Below are 16,584 nucleotides of genomic sequence, written 5' to 3'. Positions count from 1 at the left end.
GGAAACAGTTGTAACGAAAATGTTGACTGTTTCTTTTTTTATGGAGTTGAGAGATTATGGTGATTGAAAAGAAATATTATGATATTGCACAGCATGAATTGGAAGAAATGCAAAGAGAAATTAATGAAGAAAAAGCGCAAATGTCAGAAGAAGAGATACTAGAGGATAAAAAATGGCATGATGAACAATTGGAAACAATTATTAAAAAGGCAGAAGCTCATATGCGTCGTTTTAAGAAAGTTCCAGATCCTCAAAAAGTAGTGAAATTCACTTTTTTACAAAAAGATGCATTGGAAATTGCACGAAATATGCAGATGAATATAAAAACTGAGCGTAAAGAAGATGATTTATGGGGGACGATAGAAATGTCATTTAATAATATGTGGTTTTTAGATTCGGCTCCTAGTGAATGGAAAGATATTTGGAATAACTTGCTGAAAGAAGCTCAGAGAGTGTATATAGAAGCAAAAGATAACATGATCATGTATCAATATTATTATGATTTGGCGGTAGAAGTTCCTTGTGTGCAGACACAATACAAATAATGATATATGAATGCTGTTCTGTAATAATTTTATGATATACTGTGGATATGATATGTAAAAATAGTCGGAGAAAGATTTGTGAATGCACGATTATTTAGGAGGAAAAAAGCATGACAGATGCAGAACAAAGAGAGGCTGCCCGTCAATTTGTAAACCGATGGATGGGAAAAGGGAAAGAAGATGAAGATGGACGTTCTTATTGGATTGATTTATTGACGAATGTTTTGGGAATGGATAATGTGACAGAACGTTTGAACTTTGAAAAGAAAGTTGTAATTGATGGAAATACAAAACGTATTGATGTGTATATTCCTGAAACACGAGTAATTATTGAACAGAAGAGTCTTGGAAAAGCATTGGATCAGAAAATCAGGAATTCAGGAGATGTTGATCTTACTCCATTTGAACAGGCAGACAGATATAATGGAAAGCTGACTTTTGATGAAAGAGCTCGGTGGATTGTTACGTCAAATTTTGCTGAAATTTGGATTTATGATATGAACCAGAAACAGCCAGAACCGACAAAGATTGCTTTAGATGAATTACAAAGCAAATATCCATTGTTGGACTTCTTGGTGAAAAAGGAAGTAAAGACAATATCGCATGAAATGGAAGTATCAATAAAAGCAGGAGGTATTGTTGGGCTTATTTATGATGCGTTTTTAAAACAATATCGTATACCAGATATTAAGGAAAAGGATGAAACACTTGAGCAGAGAGAAAAAAGAGAGCATAAACTAAAGAGCCTGAATGCTTTATGTGTGCGAATTGTTTTTTGCTTGTATGCAGAAGATGCTGGTATTTTTGGAAAGAGAAATATGTTCCATGATTATTTGGAAACATATGAAGTAAAGGATTGCCGGAGAGCTATAATAGAATTATTTAAGATATTGGATACACCTGTATCAGAGCGAGACGAGTATTTAGAGGAAGAACTTGCTCAGTTCCCGTATGTAAATGGTGGGTTATTTGCTGATGAAACTATTGAGATACCACCTTTTACAGAGAAAATTAAAGAATTACTTCTTACAAAAGCGTCAGAAGATTTTGACTGGAGTGATATTTCTCCAACTATATTTGGAGCGGTATTTGAATCTACATTAAATCCTGAGACCAGACGTTCAGGAGGAATGCATTATACATCTATTGAAAATATTCATAAAGTTATTAGTCCTCTTTTTTTGGAAGATTTGCAGAAGGAATTTGATAGTATTAGAGCAATTCAAGTGAAGCGTACCAGAGATAAAAAATTGGAAGAATTCCAAAATAAATTGGCATCACTTACATTTTTTGATCCTGCGTGTGGTTCCGGAAATTTCCTTACAGAAACATACCTGTCGCTTCGTCGTTTGGAGAATGAGGTGATAAAGGAAAAAGTTGGCGGACAAATGACATTGGTAGAGGTAAATAATCCAATTAGAGTTTCTATTCAGCAATTTTATGGAATAGAGATTAACGATTTTGCAGTTACAGTTGCGAAAACGGCTTTATGGATTGCAGAATCTCAAATGTTGGAAGAAACGAAAAATATTGTGTATGGATTTAATGACGATTTTCTTCCTTTAAAGACATATGTAAATATTACAGAAGGAAATGCATTAAGAATTGATTGGAATGATGTAATTCCTGCAGAAAAATTATCGTTTATAATGGGAAATCCGCCATTTGTAGGAGCACGTTGGATGGCGTCGGAGCAGAAGGAAGATGTTGAGAAGATATTTGAAGGATGGAAGAGTATAGGAAATCTTGATTATGTTAGTTGCTGGTATAAAAAAGCGGCTGACTATATGGGAAATTATAATATCAGAGCAGCATTGGTATCAACTAATTCAATTACACAGGGAGAAAGTGTTTCGATTCTCTGGAAACCGCTTTTTGAATCAGGTGTACACATTGATTTTGCATACAGAACATTTATATGGGATAGTGAAGCGTCAATAAAAGCGCATGTTCATTGTGTAATTGTTGGCTTTAGCAGAGCTGTAAATAATAAGCAGAAAATAATTTATTCAGGTGAGAACGCAATTCCGGCGAATAATATTAATGGATATTTGCTTGATGCAGAAAATATATTCATTGAAAAAAGAATGAAACCATTGTGTAATGTTCCTGAAATAGCATTAGGTGGGCAAGCAATTGATGGTGGATTTTTAATATTGACGGAAGAGGAAAAGGAAGAGTTTTTGGAAAAAGAACCACAGGCTTCTCCGTTTTTTAGACATTATATGATGGGAAAAGATTTTATTGATCGAAAGCCGAGATATTGTATTTGGCTTGTTGGAGCTGATCCTGGATTATTAAAAAAATGTCCGATGATATTAGAACGAGTGAATAAAGTACGTGAATTTAGACTTAGTAGTACAAGAGCGAACACAAAAAAAGCGGCTGAGAATCCAACTTTATTTGCATCAATACTTGAACATAAAAATCAATATATTGCGATTCCCAAAGTTTCTTCTCAGAATCGTAGATATATTCCAATGGATTATTTAGATGGTGAAATTATTCCGGGAGACAAATTATTCACTATGCCCAATGCATCATTTTATGAATTTGGTGTATTGATGTCGAATGTTCACATGGCATGGATGCGAGCAGTGTGTGGAAGATTAAAAAGTGATTATAGTTATTCAAACACAATAGTGTATAACAATTTTCCGTGGCCTGTAGTAACGGAGAAGAATCGAGAACAAATTGAAAAATCGGCACAGGAAATTTTGAAAGCAAGAACATTATATCCTAGTAGTAATCTTGCGGCTTTATATGATCCTTTAACAATGCCAGCCGAGTTACGACGAGCACATACTGCAAATGATAAAGCTGTTATGGCTGCGTATGGCTTTAGTACAAAAATGACGGAAGCAGATTGTGTGGGAGAGTTGATGAAATTATACCAGAAAATGCAATGATAAAAGTTTATAGAGCTGTTTTTTGCTCAAAGTAAAATATTTGAAAACATAGAATATTCCAAATCCATAAAAGATGAATGAAAACCAATATGGGAATTTTACATGTGTTACAAAATTTGTAAAATTTTCATATTGGTTTTTTTGTAATCTGTAAAAATTATAAATTTGGATATCGAGTAAGGTTTCGGATTTTTGATTTTTATGTATTTTTCAATTTTGGATATGGCTCCGAAATTGGCAATTTTGCGGAAGTGTATCCACACTTCCTGTCCTTGCTATTTTATAATCACATGGTGATTTCACAGGGATATAGGGCTGTTTAGCCTATTTTTTCTCCCTGTGCTGTGACCGAAGAAATTCGAGGAACCAATCATATATTTATGCTGAATGTGAGGAACTAGGGAGCACAATCCTTAGCAAGATTCCAACATCCGGAAAATGCCATAATGCTAAAATAGCGATATGGTATTACCGGGGTGGATCTTGCTCTAATGTGTACAGTAATCTCGGCATAAATAGAAAGAATGGGTTTGGGGAATCCCCAGCAAGATATAAACCTGATGAAAGAATATTTGTCGGAAAGACAATATTGTTAAACACAGGTGGATCTTGCTCTGGGGTAATTGAGAAACTTATGAGAAACAGAGATTCCACATATATTCTATTTACAAGGGATTTTATTTCAACGATGAAAGAAGTATTTTTATATCATCAAAATGCTATTGGGAGTTTATGCTGTTGGAAAGGCGTTGGCAGGAAAACAACTTCTAGTTGTCGGTGCAAATATAATGAATAGAAGTGTCCATTATATTTTTGGTGATAGGTATTTTTGTGGAATGCACTTTTATTTTTTTTGAATAATAAAATTTTAAATCTGTAGTCGATAGAAGCAGATGGTTAAAAAAAGCTTTTGATAACCATGAGTGTAAAAACAGAAAGCTGCGAAAATTTATTATGAGCTAATAGCAAAATTTGATATTTTGTGATATTGAGGGTATGGAGAATCGTAATCTCTATCAAGTTTGTCAGAGAATCATAATCCAGAAAAGGGATTTTGAGTTACTCTAGGCGATACTTGCTTTAGAAAATGATTAGCCATAATGAGTTGGAACGTGGGAGGAGGAAGTGTTAAAAAAAGAGAGAGCCATAAGTAACTCTCTCTGTGATAAAATCAAAAAGTTATAGTATCAGTGATTCGGTAAGATTACAAAAATCCTTAACAGGAATATTTTCTTTAAGTGGTAAAGCTGTCTCTAAAAAGGTTTCGTCTGCAAATCTTTCGAGTTCAGAATCAAAATGTATAATTGAAGCATTTGTATTTAATTGATATGGCGGAATTGTAACAAAATAATCATAATCTTCGTAAGAAGGAGTGGCGCAAGAAACTTTGATTTTTCCGCCCAATTTCAATTTTGCAAATTCTCCATAAATGGCAGTTAAGGCTTTTTTTCTTTCTTCATCAGAAGTAATTCTATCTACATATCTAATATACCAATAATCTATATTTCCCTCTTTTAATTCAATTAAATAATCGTATGATCTGGGTGTTCCGGATTTTATTGTCCATTCAACTTTATGCAGACTTGTCATCATGGAAAGTCCACGCATTAAGGTAGAAAAAAATTTTTCATGCACCTGAACAGTAGAGAGATCCAGAGAAAATCCATTGTCTGCAATTATCTTTTTTCGTTCCCGTATTTTCTTAGAAGAATATCCCGTTGCATCATATAACTCTTGGATAAGTTCTGGATCATCAATGGCTTTTGCAATTTTATCAATAGTGCTTTTATATGGTCTTCCAGATCGGGCACCGTTGAGCATTCGTGAAATGGTTGCATTATTTAAGCCTGTTTGTTCAGATAATTCTTTTTGTGTTTTTTTCTGTAAAATGATTTGAAGTATATTGATGAATCTTTCCTGATCGTAAACGCTGTCAGGATTTATTAGTGTGCCTGAATTTGATATAAATTCGTTCATGCAAATCTCCTCTTGACTTCTTTGACTTTATATAAATTGACTTCTTGTATTTTATCTTATCAATTATATCCCTAAAAATCAATTTAAAACATAAAGAAATCAAAAAATGTTTTATTGATATTCTTGCAAAAGTCAAAGAAATCAAAAACGTAATTGACATTTTGACTTCTTTGTGTATAATGTAGAATTAAGAAGTCAAAGAAGTCAAATAAATCAAAACGAAAGGAAGGAGGGCTGTGGATTGAAATATAGGGTTGTTTCGATTTTGAAAGATAATAGACCACGTTTTTTGATTATTTCTGATATTGAAGAAATTGAAATTCTTCCATCAAAGTATTTGAAGCATCTGGATCAGATTAATGCTTCTCCGAATACTGTAAAATCCGCAGCCTTCGCACTTTCATATTATTACAATTATCTGCAGGAGCAAACGATAGGATTGGATGAGATTACATTGCTATCCTATTCAGAGCAGAATAAACATTTTATTGATTTCTTGTATTGGGTTAAGAGTGGAAAGCATACTGAGCATAATACACAAACGAGCAATAAGACCTGCAATATGTATCTTGGTGCAGTTTTCAGATACTACCAGTTTTTGGCACTGGAAGATGTTTTGCCAATGCTTAAAGTCTTACGAGTAAAAAAAGTATCGTATTTTGACAGTATGGGAGTAAATCATCAAAATGCAGTGAATTCGTTTAAAGGTTTCTTCAAAGAAGAAGAACCTAATCTGGAAGAAATAACATCCGAAGAAATACAGGAGCTGATAAATGCCTGTACGAATGATAGAGATCGATTGCTGATAGCAATGATGGCAGAAACCGGTCTTAGATTAGGGGAAATTTTGGGAATCCATTATACCGAAGATATTGATTTTGAAAGAAGGACGGTTCGGGTAAGGTATCGTGAATCCAATACCAACTTGGCAAGAGCAAAAAATGCAGAATATAGAATGGCTTTGTTAAGTAATACAACTTTTGAGTTCTTGGTTAAGTACATTTCTGATAATCGAAAAAGTCTGATGAACTCGGAGTATCTATTTACAAAATTGACTGGAAAAAACAAAGGAGAGCCATTAGATGCGGATTCTGTGTATAGCATGTTGAAAAGACTATCCAAAAAAACGGATATCAATTCCCATCCGCATCAGCTCCGACACTATTATGCGGAGGAAAGAAGAAAAGAAGGATGGGATTTGAATGACATTCGTTTTGCCCTGGGGCATAAGAAAGTTGAAACTACCATTAAATACTTGGGTGAAAATAATGAACGATTGATAGAAGCAACAGATCAATACTACTCAAATAATGAAGATTTATACCAAATTGCAGATTTTCTGTAAAAGGAAGGAGGGATTACCTTGGCAGTATTAAAAATTGTTCCGAAGTTATATCAGGAAAAAATATCTGAGAAATTAAAGGAAGAAATATCTTTAGTTACGAATGGAGAAGCAAAATACTATAACCGGTTATATAAATTTTTTCAGTATACAGATATACAGTGTACTGCAGATATTAACTATGAAACAAGAAAAATGTATATGGAGTCTCTTGAAAAAGAGGATATTTCAGAAAAATATAAAGTGGAATTAATGAGCTTATTTGATCGTTTAAAAATAGAAAATATGCCGGATGTCTATTCACAAGGAAATCCTTTCTCTGTAGAACAGGAGTTTTTTAAGCAAGACAAATTGTTTTTGCTGTATGTCCCCAATAAGAAGAAAGCACAATCTTTCCGTCAGGTGGTCGATAAGAATGATTTGTTATGGGACTTAACGAGGATACATTCATCACAGTTGGTGCGACAGACAAAAATATTGCTGTGTGAAATTCTGAATATGGATAAGGTACAAAGACATCGAAGATATTTTTTAGAACCATTAAAAGCACTTGTACGGTTTTGCGATAAGTACGGAATAGATGATATTGAAGAAATGGAACAGGCAGATGAAAACAGATTTTATCTGTATTTAAACAAGGAGTCAGAAATTATAAAAAAACAGGCTTCTAAGATTGTTGAGTTTGCGAGAAGAACGTTATTTCTAACAGATTCAGAGATAAATTGGCAAGCATGTATCTGGTATATGGATAGGTTTCAGTTTGATAAATCAAGAATCAATGCCAGTTCACCTGTTAAAAGCCTTTCATTTATTAATATTTACGAAAAAGAAAATCGTTGGTATTTACAATTATACGCAAAATATTTAGTTGGGATATCTGATCTGTCTTTATCAAATATCCGAAATACAATAAGTTTTATTTCACAATTTTTAAAATATCTGGATGGACAGAGTAAGAAAGTAACTGAACTGGAGATACAAGATATAGCGGATTATGTATCTATTTTGGATGTGTCCGATATTAAATATTCCACGTTTAACCGATATATAACTCATATACATACATTTCTACAGTTTTTGAAAATGAAAAATATTGAAGTGTTGAAGTTTTATCCAGAACGATTTTTAAAAAAAGGTTTTCCAGAACACAACGAAAGAAGTGTTCCAGAAAAAACAATTGCTCATCTGATTAAGGAGTTGCCGGCATTCCCAGAGCATTTACAGTTGATGTATTTGATTTTGTTTTGCACAGGAATTAGGAAAAGCGAGGTTTGTACAATAAAATCGGGAGCCTTTTATTCACAAGGCAATGAGAATTGGATGCGCATATATCAAAGCAAAATGCGGAGGGAAAAAGTCATTCCTGTTCCGAGTTTATTGGTTGGACTGGTGAACGATTATGAAAAAAAGTACGGAATAAAAAATGGGGAGTATTTATTCAAAAATAAAAAAGGTGGTGCATTTAATGGACAGACATTTTCAAATCAGATGATTCGGGAGTGTAAGGCTCGTGGGATTGCCTGTGGAGATTATATCTTTAGAGCACACGATTACAGACATAACCTTGCAACTTCAATGTACGGAAATGGAGTTTCTATACAAGGGGTACGAGATTATCTGGGACATTCAAGTGAGAATATGACAAAACAGTACATTGATTTCATGCCGGAACGTATTGTATCGGCTGAAGATAAATATTTTTCAAGAAATCAGTCATTTAAATTGAAAGGAGTAGAAGATGATGAAAGGTAATATTAATTTGATTTCTTATGACTGTTATCAACAAGCTACAGAAAAACAGTTGGCTGGGCTGAAATGGAAGGAAAACAGGGTGTACTACATATCAGAGATTCGTAATGAAAAGATACAGGATGAGATTTATGGGTATATCGATGATAGATGTAGACGTTTATCATTATCAACAGCCGTAAATGATATTTACAGATTTGATCTGTTGAAAGAATTTCTGAATGAGAAGTGTACAAGCTGTAGCAGTATTACTGATAAAAAATGGGAAGAACTGGAGAGAAGCTATAAAGCATTTTTATATAAAAAAGGATTGGCGCTGTACGTTAGAAGAAATAGACCGGATAGGCGGAATGTTGAGCAACAAAATAGCGCTCAGGTTTCTTTTCTGAAAATGTATTATGAGTATGTTGTGAAGTGTAAAACAGCAGATATTCCAGAAAATGAAAAAGATGTATGGGATATGAGAAAGCTGGATATTGTGCCAAGGAGTAATCCGATTCGTGGAAGATATAGATTAGATTTTCGTGAGATTAGGCAGAGAGAATTTAAAGAGATAATAAAGAGAATATTGTATAGCCACTGCCAGACAAAAGCAATGGGTAGTATAAAAGGCGAATTGTGTGGATTCCGTCGGTTTGCTAGATTTATGTATGATCGGTTTCCAGAAGTAAAGCATTTTACAGAAATTAGCAGGGATATGATAGAAGATTATCTGGTTTATATAAAAACGGATACCGGTCTTACATCAGTCAGTTACACAACAGAACTGTCCGTTTTGGATAATCTGCTGGATGAAATTGGGCGGGAACTGGAAATAGAAAATTTATGCAATCTTTTTCTGTCCAGTGATTGCAGAGCATATGACAACGCTTTGCCAGAAGCGTATTCAGATGCAGAAATCAGGAGATTTAATAGTGCATTAACAAAATTAAAGCCCCAGTTAGGAAGATGTCTAATAATACATCAGATGCTCGGTACAAGAATAGAGGATACGTTGACTTTGCGAAGGGATTGCTTATCTGAGAAATCTGGGCATTATTTTATAACTATTCTCCAGCATAAAACAAGGAAATACAAAAGACCAGTCAGCGATCAGCTGGCAGAAGTGATTAGAAAAGCAATAGAAGTTTCAGAAAAGGACCATCCAGATTCAGAATATATTTTTCTGCAAGATAATGGGAAATTATATACAGATTCAATGCTGAAATATCATGTAAATATCATGATTTATGAAAATGATATCAGGGATGATAATGGAAATTATTTTGAGTTTCGTACACATCGTTTTAGACACACTTTTGGAGTAAAACTTACAGAAATGAAATTAGATGATGATAGCATTGCAAGGCTGTTGGGGCATAAGGATACACGAACCATACCACATTATCGGCGGTTAAGAAACGAAGCATTAGCGGAGGATACAAAGGCTGTACGAGATGAAATGAATGAATTATTAGCACAATACAGGAGGGAAAAGGAAAATGCAGAAACACGATAAAATGGTAGCACTGGCAAAAGAAAAAAGTGCGGAAATGACGGAAACAGCAATAACAGCTATTGAAACAATGTATAGAAAAAATATAAAAATTTCAGTTGCTGAACTTACAAAATTAACAGGACTTTCCAGAGGTTTTTTCTATAATAATCCGAATGTGAAACAGGTCATGATGGAATTGAAGGAAAAACAACAGGGAATGATATTGCGAAATCCTAAAAGCGATGCTATTGCAAAAGCACAGGAAGCACGGATTAAGAGTTTAGAACAGAAATTATCCGATAGTGTTCCGAAAAACGAATATGAGAATCTACAGAAAAAATATGAAGAATTACAAGTGAAATATAGTCAAATGAAAAAGGGAACACTGTTGAAGATGTACGACCAATTATAGGAAGAAAAGGAGAATATTTTATGCAGAACGAAATTTACGATGAGAAAAATGGACTTACTTATATGTTATGTGGTGATTATTATTTGCCGGAATTGGCACTTAAAGATATTGAACCAACATATGGGAAATATGGGATGCTTCGTAAAAGCTATTTACAGGAACACAGAAGGGCAAAATATCAAATATTGTTGTTACAAGGAAAACTTGTTGAGCATTTGAATCAGATTGATGCAGAAGCAAGGGATAGGGAAGAACAATTAGTAAAATAGATGATGGAGAAACAAGGAATTACAGAGAAATTAAAAAGACAGGACAACATGGAATGGACTAGGAGGATGAATACCATTTGTCATGATGCAGAAGAGATGATTTTGACGGAAATGATATACACGAAAGGATAATGAACTGTATTGGATAGCAAGAATTTTGCAGCCCGGATAGCAAAAAAGTGGAAGTCCGGATAGCAAAAAAATGGAAGTCCGGATAGCAAAAAAATGGAAGTCCGGATGGCAGGATTCTTGCTGTCCGGAAAGATAAAAAAGTGAGGGATTAAAAATGTTGGTTAAGTACATAATAAAAGTGTTTTTGTGTTTGATTCTTGTAGTAATGACATTGATTTGCTGGTTATTAAAAATTCCTATGATGTTGGGAAATATTTTTCTTTACTTTTTATCAATTATATTTATTCTGACAGGTGTTTTGAGCTATGGATTTGCATTGGAATCTGCAAGAGAATGTGGTCGAATGATAATAATTGGGATGGCATTTGGTGCAATACCAGACTTTGTCCCATTTTTGGGAAAAAGTTTAGAGACATTGGTTGACAAACTGTTGAGTATGACAAATGAATGAGAAAGTCGATATGAAAGAGGGCTGTGAAAGGTTCTCTTTTCTTTTTGCAACTGTGAAATGGCAAGATAATAACGTTATATACATTGTGTATTAAGTACAGATATTGTATTTCTGCATGATGGGAACATAGGGAGTCCATATAAAGGCCTTTTATTCCGGTCATGAAATCTACATATGGAGCAGCCATGACAGTAACATTTATGAATGCATGGAATAACTACTTATGGCCAACAATCATTTTACAGGATAGCAAGGCAATCACAATGCCGATGCTCGTTGCGAACTTGAAGAGTGGTTATAGCGTTGATTATGGTATGTTGATGCTTGGGGTATTAATTTGTACACTTCCAACTGCAATTATTTTCTTGTGCTTACAGAAGAGCTTTGCAAATGGAATTACAGGAGCAGTAAAATAATGCAGCAGAATTATTGTATAAAAGCAGATGGCTTAAGAAAGGCACAGGGTGCTTTCCTTTTGGCAAAAAAAATGGGGCTGCTAGAGAATCCTTCCATGGAAGGACTGGAAGCAAGACGACAGAAACATAACGAAATGCTAAAGATGATGGAGCAGGAAAATAAAATATTCTATGGTCCAAGATATTTTTCAGCACCGGCGTATTTACAGTATGAACTGACACGGTTAAAGCTGGATTTTGTTCAGCCGAGTGAAGCGGTTCGAAATACAGGCTTGTGTCCAGAATTTACAGAGCAGGAAAAGAAAACTTTTTACGAACAAAACATGGATTTGTTTGGACGATATTTTGGCGATTTCTTTACTTACGAAGAAGTAGCACAGATTATCGAAAAAAGGTTACGGGAGGATGCGTATGACAAGCTTATCGAAGACGTATTACGTGAGTTCGAAGACGGGAAATGATTCGAATGATGGATTGACAGAAGAAAATGCATTTGCCAGTCTGTTTGCGATAAACCATATAAGTTTGCAGCCGGGAGATAAAGTACTGCTTGAGAGAGGCTGTGTGTTTTATGGACAATATCTTCAGGTGACAGATAGCGGAAGCAAAGATGCACCGATTGTGATTGGAGCGTATGGGGACGGAAATGCACCGCGTATTGAGGCCTGTGGCCAGGGAATATGGTATCAGGATTATGGCAATTTGCTGGATGCACCGACACATGTATATCATGGATACGTGTCTTCCGCACTTTTATTATATGACGCAGAATATATTGTTGTGGAAGAATTAGAAATTACAAATGAGGCGGATAAGATTATAGGAGAACATTATTCTCTTGGAGATAAAATGAATCGTACCGGAGTTGCCGTCATAGCAAAAAATAAAGGGGTGCGTCATGGAATTACGCTGCGTAATTTATTGATTCATGATGTAAATGGTAATGTATACGATAAACATATGAATAACGGCGGTATTTACATGACAGCACTTCGTCCGGAAAAGGAAGAAGTTACAGGAGTTGCACGCTATAAAGATGTCATGGTTGAGGGATGTTTTGTGTATCAAGTGAGCCGTTGGGGAATTGCGGTAGGCTACACTTATGCACATGAGAAATTCCAGGGAGCGGAACTGGAAGAGGAGATATTTTTAAAGTACGGACATGAAAATATACGGATTTGCGATAATTATGTGAAAGCAGCAGGTGGGGATGGTATTACAGCAATGTATGCATTACGGCCATTGGTAGAACATAATATGGCAGATTCTATTGCTTGTGAAATTAATGATCGGATATATAGTGAACCGGGAAACCGATTAGGGAAGGTAGCTGCGGCTATCTGGCCTTGGAAGTGCAAAGATGCATTGTTTAGATATAATGAAGGTGCTGATACAAGACTAAATCAAGATGGAATGGCATATGATGCAGACTCTGGAGATGGAACTATTTATGAATATAATTACAGCAGACAAAATGAAGGCGGCTGCGTAATGTTCTGTCTGCAGGAAGCAATTCATAATACCTTTTGCAATAATGTTAGTTTTGATGATCTTGGGGGAACAATCAGTCCGGCAGAAAATCCGGATGCGTTGATTAAGGATAATATTTTTTATGTGAGAAAAGGTGTGCCATTTGTTCGTAAAAATATGGATGGGGGAAATTATAAATTGGAAGATAATCAGATAATTAATCTGGATATCTAAATATAGGATTATAAAAAAACGGAAATTGTGGGGGACAATATTCCGTTTTTTTAGTGGATAAATTACAAGTAAATCCATATACGTTACAGGCGTATTTTCTATTTCAGTTCAGCTATACCTATCATAATGATATTCAGTAATTCTAATGTACCTTCCCATTCATGATTTCCCATAATTGCATCGTTAGTCAGATGAAAATGATTTATACTGTCTTTTTTCATATTCATACAGACCCAGATTGAGTACACCTTTTTTATATCATTGTAATAGCTACCCTTTTACCAAGTCTCCTGCTTTTATATGTTAATGGGTATAAAAGCATAGATTCTTGAAATGCGATTAGAAAATAGATGGTGACAAATCACCTTAGAATTCATAAGAAATATGCTTTTTGACAGTTTAACATGATTGCAGTTTGAAGTGCAATAAAAATGTTGAAATTCGTTGAACCGAACATTGAAATTTGTTAAAATTTTAGTTGTATCAATGTGAATATAGAAAATGAGGAAAGATAGAATTGGAGAAAACAGAAGAATTATATAAAGTATTATTAAGCAGGGGATATCCGAAAGAATTCTGTGCAGAGATTGCGTATAAACATATGAATACAGATTATACTGCAACAAGAATGCTTGGTTATTTATATCGGGTGAGTAATCCGAGAATTGAGGATCTTGTGGATGAGATGCTTGCGATTCTAAGTGACAGAGAAGCAATCATCAAGAAAAAAGAGCTGGAGTATGCACAGGCCGTGATTAATGATATGTATGAGCGTGGGTTGTAAGAGAAATATCCTCATAAAATGTGTAAAACAGAGAAAAGAACGCTCATAAAATGTGTGAATATATTTAAAATATAACTCAACGGAGGAAAACAGATGGAAAAGGAAACACAGACACCGCACAAGAGACGTGTGCGCTACAAAGGAAAATACCCAAAGAAGTTTGAGGAAAAGTATAAAGAGTTACAACCGGAAAAATATCAGGATACAATTCAGCATGTTATCCAGAAGGGAAACACTCCGGCAGGGATGCATATTTCCATTATGGTGCAGGAGATTCTGGAGTTCTTGAAGATTCAGCCGGGAGAGATTGGATTTGATGCGACGCTGGGGTATGGCGGACACACGAAAGCGATGCTTCAGTGCCTGGATGGGAAGGGACACATTTATGCGACAGATGTGGACCCGGAGGAATCAGCAAAAACAAGAAAACGTCTGGCAGATCAGGGATTTGGCGAAGACATTTTGACAATTCGTTTGCAAAATTTCTGTACAATAGATGAGATAGCCAAAGAAGTAGGCGGATTTGATTTTATTTTGGCAGATCTGGGAGTATCATCAATGCAGATTGATAATCCAAAGAGAGGATTTTCGTTTAAGGTAGACGGGCCATTAGATTTGCGTTTGAATCAGGAGAAAGGAATCAGTGCAGCAGAGCGTCTCGATACAATTTCAAGAGAAGAGCTTGCAGGAATGTTATATGAAAATTCGGACGAGCCATATTGTGAGGAACTTGCAAAAGCAATTACAGATGAAGTTCGAAAGGGCAATCGAATCGATACTACTACAAAACTTCGACAAGTAATTGAAAAGACATTGGATTTTCTTCCGGAAAAAGAGAAGAAAGATGCAGTTAAAAAAACGTGCCAGAGAACATTTCAGGCGTTGCGTATAGATGTGAATCGAGAATTTGAAGTGTTGTATGAGTTTATGGAAAAGCTGCCGTTGGCACTTCGTCCGGGTGGCCGAGTGGCAATTTTAACATTTCATTCGGGAGAGGACAGGCTTGTGAAACGTGCGCTGAAGGATGGGTATAAGGCCGGTATTTATTCGGATTATGCTAAGGATGTGATTCGTCCGTCGGCACAGGAATGTGCACAGAATGGAAGGGCAAGATCGACGAAGATGCGTTGGGCTGTGAAAGCAGAGGAATAATAAAGCTTTGAGAATAGAGAAAGCAGATGGAGGACTAACAATGCATTATGGTGAAATATTAATCGCAGATTGTGCAAATGGAGTTGGAATCAGGGTGAGTTTATTTGTATCCGGTTGTACAAATCATTGCAAGGGTTGTTTTCAGCCTCAGACATGGGATTTTAATTATGGAATGGAATATACACGGGAAACAGAAGATTTTATTATCAGTGAAGTATCTAAACCATATTATCAAGGGATGACAATACTCGGAGGCGAACCGATGGAGCCGGAGAATCAAAGGGAACTTGTAAAACTAATCCGGAGAATGAGAAAAGAATGTCCGGACAAGGATATTTGGGTGTATTCGGGATTCATTGTGAATGAGGATTTAATTCCAGACGGAAGAAAATATACAGAAGTAACAGATGAAATCCTTGGAAACATTGACATTCTTGTGGATGGTAAATTTGAAGAAGAATTGAAAGATATTACGCTTAAATTCAGAGGCTCCAGAAATCAGAGAATTATAGATATGAAGAAAAGCAAAGAAAAAGGGCAGCTTGTGTTGTCTGATTTGAATAAATAGGGGGCAGTATGATACAGCAAGAACAAAATTATCGGGTGATACTGAATAATTGTAAAGGAAAAGAGTTGGAGGTTGCAAGATATCTACATATAATAACCGGGATGGAAGAGCACGAAGGCCGAAAAATTGTATCGAACCTGCCAATTATTCTTTTTGAAAGTCTGGATGGCGAAGTATGTTCATATATAGAAGAAGCATTTGATTTTTACGGAATCAAATATAAGATGGAGCCGGTTGACGAATGATATGATATACCGGAGTATCCTTCGAAACAAGTGATTGCCCTTGGATTGATGGTAGATTATATCGGACAGGGAACAGATTATGCTAATATAGCAAGAAAATATGATTTTAAGATTAATGGGAATTTAAGGAAAACTCCATTTCTTGTGAAAGATGGATTGTCGGAGAAGCAGGCTGTTGCATTGAAACAGGAATTACGTAATATGGGGATGTCTGCACAGGTGATTCGCAGTTCCAGTGAGATACAGGCGATTAAGAAGAGAAGCCTGCTAGGAGTATTGTTCTCGAAATAGGGAAAGCGGGGACCAGTGCCATTCGGGGACGGAGTGGTATGATTCCCCTTAAGTAGACAAGGTAAATAACCAAAATCTACTTAAGGGGGTTTTTTATGTCTAAATATTCAAAAGAAATAATTATAAAAGTATGTGAAGAATACTTATATGGAAACCTTTCA

General features: G+C 35.3%; 16 protein-coding genes and 1 pseudogene. 16 read left to right on the top strand and 1 reads right to left on the bottom strand.

Annotation, left to right across the window (positions count from 1 at the left end):
- Positions 1-56 precede the first annotated feature (56 nt).
- Positions 57-545, top strand: coding sequence for a chemotaxis protein CheY (locus D8Q48_RS08920; protein ID WP_117649579.1), 489 nt, complete (start codon positions 57-59; stop codon positions 543-545).
- Between the two features lie 110 nt (positions 546-655).
- Complete coding sequence (locus tag D8Q48_RS08915) at positions 656-3,454, top strand: DNA methyltransferase (protein ID WP_117592868.1); 2,799 nt, start codon at positions 656-658, stop codon at positions 3,452-3,454.
- Between the two features lie 1,179 nt (positions 3,455-4,633).
- On the opposite strand, the gene D8Q48_RS08910 is transcribed toward D8Q48_RS08915, so the two are convergent.
- Positions 4,634-5,431, bottom strand: a complete 798-nt coding sequence (locus tag D8Q48_RS08910; RefSeq protein WP_117649577.1) for a helix-turn-helix transcriptional regulator — start codon at positions 5,429-5,431, stop codon at positions 4,634-4,636.
- Between the two features lie 241 nt (positions 5,432-5,672).
- On the opposite strand from D8Q48_RS08910, the gene D8Q48_RS08905 reads away from it, so the two are divergent.
- The 14 genes and pseudogenes from D8Q48_RS08905 (at position 5,673) to D8Q48_RS08840 (ending at position 16,423) form a co-directional block, all read left to right on the top strand.
- Positions 5,673-6,776, top strand: a complete 1,104-nt coding sequence (locus D8Q48_RS08905; protein ID WP_121056315.1) for a tyrosine-type recombinase/integrase — start codon at positions 5,673-5,675, stop codon at positions 6,774-6,776.
- Positions 6,777-6,794: 18 nt separating this feature from the next.
- Positions 6,795-8,525, top strand: a complete 1,731-nt coding sequence (locus D8Q48_RS08900; RefSeq protein ID WP_121056313.1) for a site-specific integrase — start codon at positions 6,795-6,797, stop codon at positions 8,523-8,525.
- Positions 8,512-10,020 carry a tyrosine-type recombinase/integrase gene (locus tag D8Q48_RS08895; RefSeq protein ID WP_225877012.1) on the top strand — a complete coding sequence of 503 codons (1,509 nt, stop codon included), beginning with the start codon at positions 8,512-8,514 and terminating at the stop codon, positions 10,018-10,020. The genes D8Q48_RS08900 and D8Q48_RS08895 overlap by 14 nt, the downstream gene beginning before the upstream one ends.
- A complete protein-coding gene (locus tag D8Q48_RS08890) occupies positions 10,004-10,411 on the top strand; it encodes a DUF6262 family protein (RefSeq protein ID WP_117592877.1) in 408 nt (135 codons plus the stop codon). Before D8Q48_RS08895 ends, D8Q48_RS08890 begins: the two co-directional genes overlap by 17 nt.
- A 20-nt stretch (positions 10,412-10,431) precedes the next feature.
- Positions 10,432-10,812: pseudogene (locus tag D8Q48_RS08885) on the top strand (TnpV protein).
- 154 nt (positions 10,813-10,966) lie between these two features.
- On the top strand, positions 10,967-11,263 hold the full coding sequence (locus D8Q48_RS08880) for a hypothetical protein (RefSeq protein WP_117592881.1): 297 nt from the start codon (positions 10,967-10,969) through the stop codon (positions 11,261-11,263).
- A gap of 185 nt (positions 11,264-11,448) precedes the next feature.
- Positions 11,449-11,679, top strand: a complete 231-nt coding sequence (locus D8Q48_RS08875) for a hypothetical protein (RefSeq protein ID WP_330514549.1) — start codon at positions 11,449-11,451, stop codon at positions 11,677-11,679.
- Positions 11,679-12,140, top strand: coding sequence for a hypothetical protein (locus D8Q48_RS08870; protein WP_243116261.1), 462 nt, complete (start codon positions 11,679-11,681; stop codon positions 12,138-12,140). Before D8Q48_RS08875 ends, D8Q48_RS08870 begins: the two co-directional genes overlap by 1 nt.
- Entirely contained in the window at positions 12,091-13,383 is a 1,293-nt protein-coding gene (locus tag D8Q48_RS08865) for a polyhydroxyalkanoate depolymerase (protein WP_118687898.1), read from the top strand. The genes D8Q48_RS08870 and D8Q48_RS08865 overlap by 50 nt, the downstream gene beginning before the upstream one ends.
- A gap of 517 nt (positions 13,384-13,900) precedes the next feature.
- Positions 13,901-14,167, top strand: a complete 267-nt coding sequence (locus tag D8Q48_RS08860; RefSeq protein WP_330514548.1) for a hypothetical protein — start codon at positions 13,901-13,903, stop codon at positions 14,165-14,167.
- Positions 14,168-14,260: 93 nt separating this feature from the next.
- Positions 14,261-15,319: a 16S rRNA (cytosine(1402)-N(4))-methyltransferase RsmH gene (gene rsmH / locus D8Q48_RS08855; RefSeq protein WP_117990001.1), complete on the top strand. Its 1,059-nt coding sequence runs from the start codon at positions 14,261-14,263 to the stop codon at positions 15,317-15,319.
- Positions 15,320-15,359: 40 nt separating this feature from the next.
- Positions 15,360-15,887: an anaerobic ribonucleoside-triphosphate reductase activating protein gene (gene nrdG, locus D8Q48_RS08850; protein ID WP_121056310.1), complete on the top strand. Its 528-nt coding sequence runs from the start codon at positions 15,360-15,362 to the stop codon at positions 15,885-15,887.
- An 8-nt stretch (positions 15,888-15,895) separates the two neighbouring features.
- A complete protein-coding gene (locus D8Q48_RS08845; protein ID WP_121056308.1) occupies positions 15,896-16,132 on the top strand; it encodes a hypothetical protein in 237 nt (78 codons plus the stop codon).
- 30 nt (positions 16,133-16,162) lie between these two features.
- Positions 16,163-16,423, top strand: coding sequence for a hypothetical protein (locus D8Q48_RS08840; protein ID WP_121056306.1), 261 nt, complete (start codon positions 16,163-16,165; stop codon positions 16,421-16,423).
- Positions 16,424-16,584: the final 161 nt, after the last annotated feature.

This window comes from Ruminococcus sp. B05, from assembly GCF_003628495.1.
In the GTDB taxonomy this organism is placed as follows: domain Bacteria; phylum Bacillota; class Clostridia; order Lachnospirales; family Lachnospiraceae; genus Schaedlerella; species Schaedlerella hominis.
This window is presented reverse-complemented; position numbering and strand designations above follow the sequence as displayed.